Here is a 10,699-nt window from a genome sequence, read left to right as displayed (position 1 = left end):
GGCGACGAAGGAGCAAGCAACGGTGCCTGATCGGCGGGCCATTCAGGGCCGCGAACACGCGCGCGCCAGCGCGCCGAAAACTCAGGCCTTGTTCGGCTCGGAGGCGCGCAGCATGTCCTCGCGCTCCACGACCTTCACGCGCTCACGGCCTTCGGGCTCGCCGAGGGCGCGCTCGTGGGCGTCGAGGCGGTACCAGCCCGCCCAGGTGGTGAACGGGATGCCCTTGCCCTCGAGGAACTCGGTGACGGCGTCGAGCTCGGGCTTCGGCGCGGGGGCGAAGGCCTTGGCGTCGTCGAGCAGGCAGGCGATGGTCTCGTTGGCGTCGCCCTTGGTGTGGCCGATGAGGCCGACCGGGCCGCGCTTGATCCAGCCGGTCACGTAGGTGGCGGGCATGAATCGGGCGTCACCTTCGGCGGTGTCGTCGGCGATCACGCGGCCGGCCTCGTTGGGCACCGTGCCCGCCTGATCGTCGAACGGCAGCTGGGTGACGTTCTGCGAGAGGTAGCCCACGGCGCGGTACACGGCCTGGATGTCCCAGTCGGTGAAGTTGCCGGTGCCCTTGACGTTGCCGGTGCCGTCGAGCTGGGTGCGTTCGGTCTTCAGGCCGACGACCTTGCCGTCGGCGCCGAGGACCTCCGAGGGCGATTCGAAGAAGTGCAGGAACAGCTTGTGCGGGCGGTCGCCGTGGTCGCGGATGGCCCACTGCTCCAAGGTGTTGGCGACCATGTCGACCTGCTTGGAGTTGCGGCGGGCGGCTTCGGAGCCCTCGTCGTAGTCGATGTCCTCGGGGTTGACGATGACCTCGATCGTCGGCGAGTGATCCAGTTCGCGCAGCTCGAGGGGCGTGAACTTGGCTTGCGCGGGACCACGACGACCGAACACGTGGACCTCGAGGGCCTTGTTGCCCTTGAGACCTTCGTAGACGTTCGGCGGGATCTCGGTCGGCAGCAGTTCGTCACCGGTCTTGGCGAGCACGCGCGCGACGTCGAGGGCGACGTTGCCGACACCGAGCACGGCGACCTTCTCGGCATCGAGGGGCCAGGAACGCGGGACGTCGGGGTGGCCGTCGTACCAGGACACGAAGTCCGCGGCGCCGTAGGAGCCGTCGAGGTCGATGCCGGGGATGGCCAGGGCGCGGTCGGCGTTGGCGCCGGTGGAGAAGATGACCGCGTCGTAGAACTGGCGCAGGTCGTCGAGGGTGATGTCGGTGCCGTAGTCGATGTTGCCGAGCAGGCGGACCTGATCTTTGTCGAGGACCTTGTGCAGGGCGGTGATGATGCCCTTGATGCGCGGGTGATCGGGCGCGACGCCGTAGCGGATCAGGCCGAAGGGCGCGGGCATACGCTCGTAGAGGTCGATGCTCACGTCGGCATCGGACTTCATCAACGCGTCGGCGGCGTAGATACCGGCCGGTCCCGCACCCACGATCGCAATGCGAAGTGGGCGAGTCGCTGCAGTCTGTTCGGTCATTTCTACGCGCACCCTTTGGTCGAGAACTGATTTGACGGCGTCAACTTAGCTTAGGCTAAGTCGGACATCCGCTTACTGGCAGCTGCCATCGACGTCGGCAGCCGACCGCAATCAAGGCGATTCTAGCTGCGGCGTTGCAGCCACCCGGCGCGCGGTGTAGCTGCCCGCGCGGGTCTGTCAGGATTACAGCATGAACGAGGAGCAAACAGGCTCGGATGACCAGCCCGTAGTGGTGGATCAGACCGACAAGCGTTCCATCGTCCCGTTCGTCGCGGCCGCGGTGATCGCGATCATCGTGCTCATCGGCATCGTGGCGGGTGGACTGCTCTCACCCGCTGAGAAAAATGTCACAGAGGCCGACCGTCTCGCGGCCGCCGTCACCAACTATATCGACGCGCGCTCGCGCAGCGACCTCCGTCCGCCGACCGGTGTGGCCTGCCCCGGGTTCGACGAGGAGAAATCCGGCCTCGGCGAACAGCTCGGTGGCCCGAAATCCACTGTCACGATCGACGGCAAGGGTTTCGAGAACGCCACCGTCAACGGCGACCGCGCCAAGATCGACGCGGCGCTCGTGGTCAACGGCAACCCGGCGGCGAGCAACTGGAAACTGACCCGCGTCGACAGCGCGTGGCTGGTGTGTTCCTTCTGAATCGTTTGACACGATGACCGGTGCCGAGGCAATCTCAGATCGCAAGGTCATGAGTGCCAGCGTCAAGCCCCGGCTCGCTGGTCGGCAACCCTCCTCCGCGGTGGGGTGCTCCGGGTGACGACCTGGCCGTGTGTTCGGGGATTTCCGGCACGGCAAGAGCGGATTCACGCAGGAGGATCGACATGACTTACGCCGGCGACATCACCCCTGAGAAGGCGTGGGAGCTGCTCACCGAGCACCCCGGCGCTGTGCTGGTCGACGTGCGCACCGAAGGCGAGTGGGCACACATCGGCATTCCCGACACCAGTTCCATCGAACGCCCTGCCCACTTCATCGAGTGGGTCGACGGCACCGGCACCCGCAATCCCGAGTTCGGCGTGCAGCTCGAGAAGGCACTCGCCGGTCGCCCCGACGACGCACCCGTGGTGTTCCTGTGTCGCTCCGGTCAGCGTTCCGCGCACGCGGCGAACCTGGCGACCGCGGCGGGCGTGGCACCGTCCTACAACGTGCTCGACGGTTTCGAAGGTGGTCCCGACGCGTTCGGTCAGCGCGGCAGCACCGGTTGGCGCGCTGTCGGCCTGCCGTGGCGTCAGGCATAAGGAGAAAAGCATGATCACCGGTGGTTCGTTCGACAAGCCACTGCCCGAAGGCGTCGGTCCCGGCACGCTCGGCGTGCGCGGCGGTCTGCGCCGTTCCGGCTTCGACGAGACCTCCGAGGCGCTGTACCTGACCTCCGGTTTCGTCTACGAGAACGCCGAAGCCGCCGAGGCCGCGTTCACCGGCGACGTCGAGCACTTCGTCTACTCGCGTTTCGGCAACCCGACCGTGGCCATGTTCGAGGAGCGCATCCGCCTGCTCGACGGCGCCGAGGCGGCCTTCGCGACCGCGTCCGGCATGTCGGCGGTGTTCACCGCGCTCGGCGCCCTGCTGAAGGCGGGCGACCGGCTCGTCGCCGCCCGCAGCCTGTTCGGGTCCTGTTTCGTGGTCTGTAACGAGATCCTGCCGCGCTGGGGTATCGAAACCGTGTTCGTCGACGGTGACGACCTCGACCAGTGGGAGCAGGCCCTCTCCGTCCCCACCCAGGCCGTGTTCTTCGAGACCCCGGCCAACCCGATGCAGACCCTCGTCGATGTCCGCAAGGTCACCGAGCTCGCCCACGCCGCGGGCGCGAAGGTGGTGCTGGACAACGTCTTCGCCACCCCCCTGCTCCAGCGCGGTTTCGAACTCGGCGCCGACGTGGTGGTCTACTCCGGTACCAAACACATCGACGGCCAGGGCCGCGTCCTCGGCGGCGCCATCCTCGGTGCCCAGGACTACATCGACGGCCCCGTCAAAACCCTGATGCGCCACACCGGCCCTGCCCTGAGCCCCTTCAACGCCTGGACCTTGCTCAAGGGCCTGGAAACCATGCCGTTGCGCGTGCGCCACTCCACCGAGTCGGCCCTGCGGGTAGCCGAGTTCCTGGAGACCAAGGATTCGGTCGACTGGGTGAAATACCCCTTCCTGGAATCACATCCGCAACACGCACTGGCCAAAGAGCAGATGACCGGCGGCGGCACCGTAGTCACCTTCGCCCTCAACGGCGAAGACGGCAAGAAGCGAGCCTTCGAGGTCCTCAACCGCCTCCGCATCATCGACATCTCCAACAACCTCGGCGACGCCAAAACCATGATCACCCACCCCGCCACCACCACCCACCGAGCCATGGGCCCGGAGGGGCGCGCGTCAATCGGCTTGTCCGACGGGGTAGTTCGCATCTCGGTCGGTCTGGAAGACCTCGAAGATCTCCTCGGCGACCTCGACAACGCCCTGAGCTAGTTCGTCCGAACGTCCCGAGTCGGCCTGTCGCAACGATCCACGTTCGGCAGGTCGACGTCGGACTCGTGGATCGCCTACCGGACCGGGTCGTAGACCGCGAACCCCAGGTGGCCCGCGACGGTGGCCATGTTCTTGTCGTGGGTCACCACCGTGAGATCGTCCAAGCCGCTGCGCAGTGCCGAGGCGAGATGAATGGCGTCGAGTGTCCGGATGTGCGAGATGATCGCTTCGGCTTCGTTCAGCACAGCGTGATCGATCGGAATGATGTCGATGTGGTCGATGATCTGACCTCGGTCGAGCACGGGCAGGCCTTCCCGGCGAAGGACGCGAGTGATCTCGGTGCGCAACAGTCGCGAAGAGACGATCCGGCACTCTTTGTCCGCGGTCGTCTCATCGAACCACCGTGCGGCTTCGATGGAATGCCCCAGCATGATCCGCATTGCCACCGAGGTGTCGAGGTAATAGGCCCTCACCACTCGCCCTTCTCGGACTCGAGGAGCTCGTCGATCGACGCAGCGCTGCGGAGTTCGTGCCGGGCGATGGCACTCGTGTGCGCCCCGCCGTCGACCGCGCGCCGGATGATCTGGGTCGACGAGACCGCGGGGACGATGTAGCCGACCCGATGGTTGTGGCGCGTCAACTCGTAGACCTCGCCGGACTCGACGTCGGCGACCATCGCGGACGGATTCTGGCGGAGTTCGCCGACACTGATCGACTTCATGAAATCATTCTAGCCGAAAATTGTCTACTATTGTCTACAGGCTTCAGGGCAGCTTCTCGGTGGCCTCGACCATGCCCTGAGCGGATTCACTGTCGTGCGGCGCCCAGAATCGCGATCGCCTCGTCGATCGGATCGATGACGAAAAGTTCGGTTCCGGCGTCGGTGTCGACGCGCAGACGAGTGCGCAGGCCGCCGCTGAACAGGCCGCCATCCGGGCTTTGCTGCCCGACGGCGCGCAGCTGGGTCAGGCGCGCTTCCCAGCGCTTGCCGCCGGTGATCGCGTCGAGGTGATTGGGTACGAAGAGCAGTCGGGTTTCGGTCAGGTGGAGGCGTCCGCCGACGGCCCTGCTCCCTTGTGTGCGATTGGCGAGTTTCTGCCAGACGACGTTCTCGGTGGCGTTCAGCGCGGGGCTACCGATCCACAATCCCATGGTTCATTTCCTTGTGTCGTTCCGGTGTTCGTGACCATGGATCGACATCTGACCGGGCGCCGTTAATGGCGCCCGGCCAGGGATCTGAGCAGACCGGTCTCAGCCGAGCGCGCGCAGGCGGGGGGCCAGGTCTCGCTTGAAGAGGTCGAGGAAGCGGAGCTGGTCTTGGCCGGGGGCGTGGAAGACCAGGTGGTTGAGGCCCGCGTCGAGGTAGGGCTTGATCTTGGCGACGGCTTCGTCGGGGTCGCTGGCGACGATCCAGCGCTTGGCGACCTGTTCGATCGGGAGGGCGTCGGCGGCCTTCTCCATTTCGATGGGGTCGGTGATGTCGTGCTTCTGTTCGGGGGTGAGGGAGAGGGGGGCCCAGAATCGCGTGTTCTGGAGTGCCAGTTCGGGATCGGTGTCGTAGGAGATCTTGATCTCGATCATCTTGTCGATCTCGGCGACATCGCGGTCGACCTTCTCGGCGCCCTCGGCGACGGCGGGCAGCAGCTTCTCGGTGTAGAGGTCCATGCCCTTGCCCGAGGTGCAGATGAAGCCGTCGCCCGCGCGACCCGCGTACCTGGCGACCACCGGGCCGCCCGCGGCGATGTAGACGGGGATGCCGCCCTTGGGAACGTCGTAGATGGAGGCGCCGACGGTGTGGTAGTACTCGCCGTCGAAATCGACGCGATCGCCGGTCCACAGCTCGCGCATCATCTTCACCGCTTCGCGCAAGCGGGCGAAGCGCTCCTTGAAGTCGGGCCATTCGCCCTTGTAACCGGTGGCGATCTCGTTGAGCGCCTCACCGGTGCCCACGCCGAGCATCACCCGGTTCGGGTACAGGCAACCCAGGGTGGCGAAGGCCTGCGCGATCACCGCCGGGTTGTAGCGGAAGGTCGGGGTGAGCACCGAGGTGCCGAGCTGGATGCGTTCGGTGCGCTCGCCGACGGCCGCCAGCCAGGCCAGCGAGAACGGCGCGTGGCCGCCGTCGTGGCGCCACGGCTGGAAGTGGTCGCTCACGGTCGCGCTGTCGAGACCGTGCTGCTCGGCGGCGACGCCGAGTTCGACCAGCTCTCGTGGCCCGAACTGCTCTGCCGATGCCTTGTACCCGAGCTTGAGCTCAACCATTCCAGCCACTCCTGTCGTCCGTTGACCCCTGCCAACACGACACTAGCGCGCAGCCCGTCATCCGCGCCCATGCCGTTTCGTCACCCACCACGCCGAGTTTTAGCGGACAATTAACTGGTGGCCACCAAGGATGAGCAGATCTTGTCGTACCTCACCGACATGGACGGCGTGCTGGTGCACGAGGATCAACTGATCCCCGGCGCCGACGAGTTCCTCGCCGAACTGCGGGCCAACGAGATCCCGTTCCTCGTGCTGACCAATAACTCGATCCGCACACCACGCGACCTCCAGGCCCGCCTGCGTCACACCGGCCTCGACATCCCCGAGGAGTCGATCTGGACCTCGGCGCTGGCCACGGCGACCTTCCTCGACGACCAGCGCCCCAACGGCACCGCCTACGTGGTCGGCGAATCCGGTCTCACCACCGCGCTGCACGAGATCGGCTACGTGCTCACCGACAGCGACCCCGATTACGTGGTGCTCGGCGAAACCCGGACGTACTCCTTCGAGGCGATCACCACCGCGATCCGGCTGGTGGACAGGGGCGCGAAGTTCATCGCCACCAATCCTGATGCCACCGGACCCTCGCGCGACGGCGTGTTGCCCGCCACCGGTTCGGTCGCCGCGCTGATCACCCGTGCCACCGGTAAGGAGCCGTACTACGTCGGCAAGCCCAATCCGCTGATGATGCGCTCGGCGCTGCGTCAGATCGGCGCGCATTCCCAATCGACGGTGATGATCGGCGACCGGATGGACACCGACGTGATCGCCGGCTTGGAGGCGGGTCTGCGCACGGTGCTGGTGACCTCCGGCATCTCGACGAAGTCCTCGGTGGAGGCCTATCCGTTCCGGCCGACCATGGTGGTGGGCTCGGTGGCCGACTTGATCGGCCGAACGCGCCGGCCGTTCGCCGAGTAGCCATGTGATCCGCGTCTCATCGGAATAGGTGCCCGCTTGCCGTGGTTATAGTTGCCATGGCAACCAAAGGAGGGCCCGTGCAGTTCGGAATCTTCAGCGTCGGCGATGTGACCACCGATCCCACCACCGGCCGCACCCCCACCGAGGCCGAGCGGATCAAGGCGATGGTCGCGATCGCGCAGAAGGCCGAAAAAGTGGGTCTCGACGTGTTCGCGATGGGCGAGCACCACAATCGACCCTTCGTGCCGTCGTCACCGACGACGATGCTCGGCTACATCGCCGGCCGCACCGACAACATCACGCTGTCCACCTCGACCACGCTCATCACCACGAACGACCCGGTCAAGATCGCCGAGGACTTCGCGATGCTGCAGCACCTGGCCGACGGCCGCGTCGACCTGATGCTCGGCCGCGGCAACACCGGCCCGGTCTATCCGTGGTTCGGCAAGGACATCCGCGACGGCATCCCCCTGGCGATCGAGAACTACGCTCTGCTGCACCGGCTGTGGCGTGAGGACGTCGTGAACTGGGAAGGCAAGTTCCGTACGCCGCTACAGTCGTTCACCTCGACCCCGCGTCCGCTCGACGACGTGCCGCCGTTCGTCTGGCACGGGTCGATCCGGAGCCCGGAGATCGCCGAACAGGCCGCGTACTACGGTGACGGCTTCTTCGCCAACCACATCTTCTGGCCCACCGACCATTTCAAGCGGCTGATCGACCTGTACCGCAGGCGCTACGAGCACTACGGCCACGGCAGCGCCGACCAGGCGATCGTCGGTCTCGGCGGACAAGTGTTCCTGCGCAAGAACTCTCAGGACGCGGTCCGTGAATTCCGGCCCTACTTCGACAACGCGCCCGTCTACGGACACGGCCCGTCGCTGGAGGATTTCACCGAGCAGACCCCGCTCACCGTGGGCAGCCCGGAGCAGGTCATCGAGAAGACACTCACCTTCCGTGAGCACTTCGGCGACTATCAGCGCCAGCTGTTCCTGGTCGACCACGCCGGACTCCCGTTGAAGACGGTGCTCGAGCAGCTGGACCTGCTCGGCGAGGAGGTGATCCCGGTGCTGCGCAAGGAGTTCGCGGCTCGACGCCCGGCCCACGTCCCGGACGCGCCGACACACGACTCGCTGCTCGCCGCCAAGACCACGGCGGAGGTCGGCGCGTGACATCCACGCCGCGCCGCGCACTCGGCGGCCCGCACACCACGGAGGTGATCGCATGACAACCCGTATCGCCGTGGTGTCGGCAGGGCTTTCACAGCCTTCGTCGACACGTTTGCTGGCCGATCGACTGGCCGCCGCGGCAGCACGCGAGCTGCGCGCGACAGGCGCCGAGGTCGAAGTGGACTTCGTCGACCTGCGCGATCACGCGCGCGATCTGGCCGACAACCTGCTCACCGGCTTCCCGGCCCCCGCACTGCGCGCGGCGATCGACAAGGTCGTCACCGCCGATGGCCTGATCGCCGTGACGCCGATCTTCAGCGCCTCCTACAGCGGCCTGTTCAAGACGTTCTTCGATGTGCTGGAACCGGATTCGCTCGCCGGGCTGCCGGTGCTGACCGGCGCGACCGGCGGCACCGAGCGTCATTCCCTGGCGCTGGAGCACGCGGTGCGCCCGCTGTTCGCGTACCTGCGCTCGATCGTCGTCCCCACCGCGGTCTACGCGGCGTCGACCGACTGGGGCGCGAACGGCGGCGACAAGGCGCTCAACAATCGAATCGACCGCGCCGCAGCCGAATTCGGCGCGCTGCTGCTCGGCAAGTCCGCCACTCGGCCCACCGATCCCTACACCGATACAACCCCGTTCGAAGACCTTCTCGCAGCAAATCACTGATGCACACCAACCCCCAAGGAGCACACTCATGACCACCGCCATCGCCAAGGGACTCACCGCGGGCACCTGGGTCATCGACCCCACCCACTCCACCGTCGGCTTCTCCGTACGCCACCTGATGGTGAGCAAGGTCCGTGGCCGCTTCACCGACTTCGACGGCGCCCTCGTGATCGCCGAGGACGGCACCGCCACCGCGCACGCCGAGATCCGCGTCGACTCCCTCACCACCGACAACGCTCAGCGCGACGGCCACCTGCGCACGGCCGACTTCTTCCACGCCGAGGAATTCCCGCTGATGACCTTCAAGTCCACCGGGTTCCGCGGCGAGGGCAGCGATTTCGTCGTCGACGGCGAGTTCACCGTGCGCGGCAACACCAAGCCGGTCACCCTCGAGGTCGAGTTCGTCGGCGTGAGCCCGGGCATGGGCAACGGCCAGGTCGCCGGCTTCGAAGCAAAGACTGTGGTCTCGCGCCGCGACTTCGGCCTCGACATCGACATGCCGCTGCCCGACGGCGGCGCCGTGATCGGCGACAAGATCACTCTCACCCTCGAGATCGAGGCCGTCCTCCAGGGCTGACCCGGCACCGACGTGACGCCCCCATCGCCTGTGTGGTGATGGGGGCGTCGGCCGCTGTGCGCGGTGGCTAGTCCTCGTCGGCGATGATCGTGTCGAGTGTCGCCGCGAGACGGGTGAGGGTCTCGACCGTCGCGGCGAACTCGGTCGGACCGAGCGCCTCGGCCAGCCGGTGCGCCATGGCCGCGTGCTGCGGATCGATGCGACGGATGGCGGCCGTGCCCTCCTCGGTCATCGCGACCAGCTTGGCCCGCTTGTGCGCGGGGTTGGGCCGGTACTCACACATGCCTTTGCCGACCAGCAGGTCCGCGATCCGCTGCACGCTCTGCCGGGTGATGCCCATCGCGCGGGCGATCCCCGCGACCGGCTGTGGCTGGTCCTGCACGGCGGCCATCACCTGCCACCAGGCCACCGAGATTCCGGCAGGCGCGGACAAGCCGTCGCCGATGGTCAGGAATTGACCGTTGAGCCGGAAGACGGTGAGGGCGGCGCCGTCGAGCAGGTCCTGTTCGGAGTTCAAGCCGCGTGGCTCCCTTCGTATTCGGCGAGCGTGGCGTACCCGGCCGGGTCCTTGCGCGCATACAGCTTGTACCAGGCTTCGAGTACCCGCGGTTCGTACAGGTCGAGCCGCGCGAAGATCTCTCTGGCGAATTCGAACGGCGACATGCCGTCCGCGGTGATCACGTCACGGTCGGTGACCGCGGGGGCCTCGACGTAGTGCTGCGCACCCGAATATCCGCTGTAGACAAGGAATTCCGCCGCATTGCTGGTGTGCGCGCGATCATCGAGCAGGCCCGCCGTGGCCAGTCCGAAGGTCGCGCCGCAGATCGCGGCCACCGGGACCCCGGCGTCGGCGAACTCTTTCGCCTTGTACGCGAACGTGATCAGGTCCTCGCCCAGCCACAGGTCCGCGCCGGGCAGGATCAGCATCGCGCTGTCGGCCGGGTCGAGATCGGCGACGGCGAGGTCGGGCGTCACGCGCAGACGCCCCATGGTGGTGATCGGTTCGGTGGTGAGGCCGACCGTCGCGACCTCGAACGTTCCGGGCTCCCGGTGCCAGTTGCCGTTGGCGATGTGCGCCGTCGCGGCCCCCACTTCCCAGTCGGCGAGGGTGTCGTAGACGGCTACGTGAACTGTTTTCTTCGGCATGACAGCATCCTGTCATGTTTGAC

13 protein-coding genes, 1 pseudogene and 1 riboswitch are annotated in these 10,699 nt (G+C 66.7%); of the genes and pseudogenes, 7 read left to right on the top strand and 7 right to left on the bottom strand.

Translation table 11 applies throughout. The features are described 5' to 3' along the window. Positions 1 to 81: 81 nt before the first annotated feature. A complete protein-coding gene (locus ACWGCN_RS13675) occupies positions 82 to 1,470 on the bottom strand; it encodes an FAD-dependent oxidoreductase (protein ID WP_452529027.1) in 1,389 nt (462 codons plus the stop codon). 190 nt (positions 1,471 to 1,660) lie between these two features. Here ACWGCN_RS13675 and ACWGCN_RS13670 point away from each other — a divergent pair, with 190 nt between their 5' ends. From ACWGCN_RS13670 to ACWGCN_RS13660, 3 genes are all read left to right on the top strand, one after another. Continuing rightward, positions 1,661 to 2,119, top strand: a complete 459-nt coding sequence (locus ACWGCN_RS13670; RefSeq protein ID WP_378996041.1) for an Rv0361 family membrane protein — start codon at positions 1,661 to 1,663, stop codon at positions 2,117 to 2,119. Between the two features lie 45 nt (positions 2,120 to 2,164). Then, positions 2,165 to 2,284, top strand: a riboswitch (SAM riboswitch). A gap of 17 nt (positions 2,285 to 2,301) precedes the next feature. Beyond that, entirely contained in the window at positions 2,302 to 2,718 is a 417-nt protein-coding gene (locus tag ACWGCN_RS13665) for a rhodanese-like domain-containing protein (RefSeq protein ID WP_056815009.1), read from the top strand. A gap of 10 nt (positions 2,719 to 2,728) precedes the next feature. Continuing rightward, on the top strand, positions 2,729 to 3,937 hold the full coding sequence (locus tag ACWGCN_RS13660) for an O-succinylhomoserine sulfhydrylase (RefSeq protein ID WP_387445479.1): 1,209 nt from the start codon (positions 2,729 to 2,731) through the stop codon (positions 3,935 to 3,937). Between the two features lie 74 nt (positions 3,938 to 4,011). On the opposite strand, the gene ACWGCN_RS13655 is transcribed toward ACWGCN_RS13660, so the two are convergent. The 4 genes and pseudogenes from ACWGCN_RS13655 to fgd all read right to left on the bottom strand — a co-directional run bounded on the left by ACWGCN_RS13655 (position 4,012) and on the right by fgd (position 6,199). Next, positions 4,012 to 4,410, bottom strand: a complete 399-nt coding sequence (locus ACWGCN_RS13655) for a PIN domain-containing protein (RefSeq protein ID WP_378633645.1) — start codon at positions 4,408 to 4,410, stop codon at positions 4,012 to 4,014. Positions 4,411 to 4,508: 98 nt separating this feature from the next. Continuing rightward, positions 4,509 to 4,658 (bottom strand): annotated as a pseudogene (locus tag ACWGCN_RS13650) (type II toxin-antitoxin system Phd/YefM family antitoxin); the annotation flags it as partial. An 86-nt stretch (positions 4,659 to 4,744) separates the two neighbouring features. Then, positions 4,745 to 5,089, bottom strand: a complete 345-nt coding sequence (locus ACWGCN_RS13645) for a hypothetical protein (protein ID WP_452458133.1) — start codon at positions 5,087 to 5,089, stop codon at positions 4,745 to 4,747. 99 nt (positions 5,090 to 5,188) lie between these two features. Then, a complete protein-coding gene (gene fgd / locus ACWGCN_RS13640; RefSeq protein ID WP_378996048.1) occupies positions 5,189 to 6,199 on the bottom strand; it encodes a glucose-6-phosphate dehydrogenase (coenzyme-F420) in 1,011 nt (336 codons plus the stop codon). A 159-nt stretch (positions 6,200 to 6,358) separates the two neighbouring features. Between fgd and ACWGCN_RS13635 the strand changes: the two genes are divergently transcribed. From ACWGCN_RS13635 to ACWGCN_RS13620, 4 genes are all read left to right on the top strand, one after another. Further along, positions 6,359 to 7,117, top strand: a complete 759-nt coding sequence (locus tag ACWGCN_RS13635) for an HAD-IIA family hydrolase (protein ID WP_378996145.1) — start codon at positions 6,359 to 6,361, stop codon at positions 7,115 to 7,117. Positions 7,118 to 7,194: 77 nt separating this feature from the next. Continuing rightward, on the top strand, positions 7,195 to 8,286 hold the full coding sequence (locus ACWGCN_RS13630; RefSeq protein ID WP_452458132.1) for an LLM class flavin-dependent oxidoreductase: 1,092 nt from the start codon (positions 7,195 to 7,197) through the stop codon (positions 8,284 to 8,286). Between the two features lie 52 nt (positions 8,287 to 8,338). Then, positions 8,339 to 8,953, top strand: coding sequence for an FMN reductase (locus tag ACWGCN_RS13625; protein WP_452458131.1), 615 nt, complete (start codon positions 8,339 to 8,341; stop codon positions 8,951 to 8,953). 28 nt (positions 8,954 to 8,981) lie between these two features. Then, positions 8,982 to 9,530 (top strand): YceI family protein, encoded by a 549-nt coding sequence (locus ACWGCN_RS13620; RefSeq protein ID WP_452458130.1) that lies wholly within the window; start codon positions 8,982 to 8,984, stop codon positions 9,528 to 9,530. Between the two features lie 67 nt (positions 9,531 to 9,597). On the opposite strand, the gene ACWGCN_RS13615 is transcribed toward ACWGCN_RS13620, so the two are convergent. Together ACWGCN_RS13615 and ACWGCN_RS13610 are read right to left on the bottom strand one after the other, a co-directional pair. Beyond that, positions 9,598 to 10,047, bottom strand: coding sequence for a MarR family winged helix-turn-helix transcriptional regulator (locus ACWGCN_RS13615; protein ID WP_449967847.1), 450 nt, complete (start codon positions 10,045 to 10,047; stop codon positions 9,598 to 9,600). Further along, positions 10,044 to 10,676 (bottom strand): DJ-1/PfpI family protein, encoded by a 633-nt coding sequence (locus tag ACWGCN_RS13610; RefSeq protein ID WP_452458129.1) that lies wholly within the window; start codon positions 10,674 to 10,676, stop codon positions 10,044 to 10,046. Before ACWGCN_RS13610 ends, ACWGCN_RS13615 begins: the two co-directional genes overlap by 4 nt. Positions 10,677 to 10,699 lie beyond the last annotated feature (23 nt).

The organism is Nocardia sp. NPDC055050, from assembly GCF_053608345.1.
Note: the sequence above shows the minus strand (reverse complement) of the source record. Positions and strands in the feature narration are given on the sequence as shown.

What these genes read in the sequence shown, in the direction of transcription:
- ACWGCN_RS13675 (WP_452529027.1), bottom strand. Translation starts at nt 1,470, where the DNA reads ATGACCGAACAGACTGCAGCGACTCGCCCACTTCGCATTGCGATCGTG.
- ACWGCN_RS13670 (WP_378996041.1), top strand. Translation starts at nt 1,661, where the DNA reads ATGAACGAGGAGCAAACAGGCTCGGATGACCAGCCCGTAGTGGTGGAT.
- ACWGCN_RS13665 (WP_056815009.1), top strand. Translation starts at nt 2,302, where the DNA reads ATGACTTACGCCGGCGACATCACCCCTGAGAAGGCGTGGGAGCTGCTC.
- ACWGCN_RS13660 (WP_387445479.1), top strand. Translation starts at nt 2,729, where the DNA reads ATGATCACCGGTGGTTCGTTCGACAAGCCACTGCCCGAAGGCGTCGGT.
- ACWGCN_RS13645 (WP_452458133.1), bottom strand. Translation starts at nt 5,089, where the DNA reads ATGGGATTGTGGATCGGTAGCCCCGCGCTGAACGCCACCGAGAACGTC.
- fgd (WP_378996048.1), bottom strand. Translation starts at nt 6,199, where the DNA reads ATGGTTGAGCTCAAGCTCGGGTACAAGGCATCGGCAGAGCAGTTCGGG.
- ACWGCN_RS13635 (WP_378996145.1), top strand. Translation starts at nt 6,359, where the DNA reads ATGGACGGCGTGCTGGTGCACGAGGATCAACTGATCCCCGGCGCCGAC.
- ACWGCN_RS13625 (WP_452458131.1), top strand. Translation starts at nt 8,339, where the DNA reads ATGACAACCCGTATCGCCGTGGTGTCGGCAGGGCTTTCACAGCCTTCG.
- ACWGCN_RS13620 (WP_452458130.1), top strand. Translation starts at nt 8,982, where the DNA reads ATGACCACCGCCATCGCCAAGGGACTCACCGCGGGCACCTGGGTCATC.
- ACWGCN_RS13610 (WP_452458129.1), bottom strand. Translation starts at nt 10,676, where the DNA reads ATGCCGAAGAAAACAGTTCACGTAGCCGTCTACGACACCCTCGCCGAC.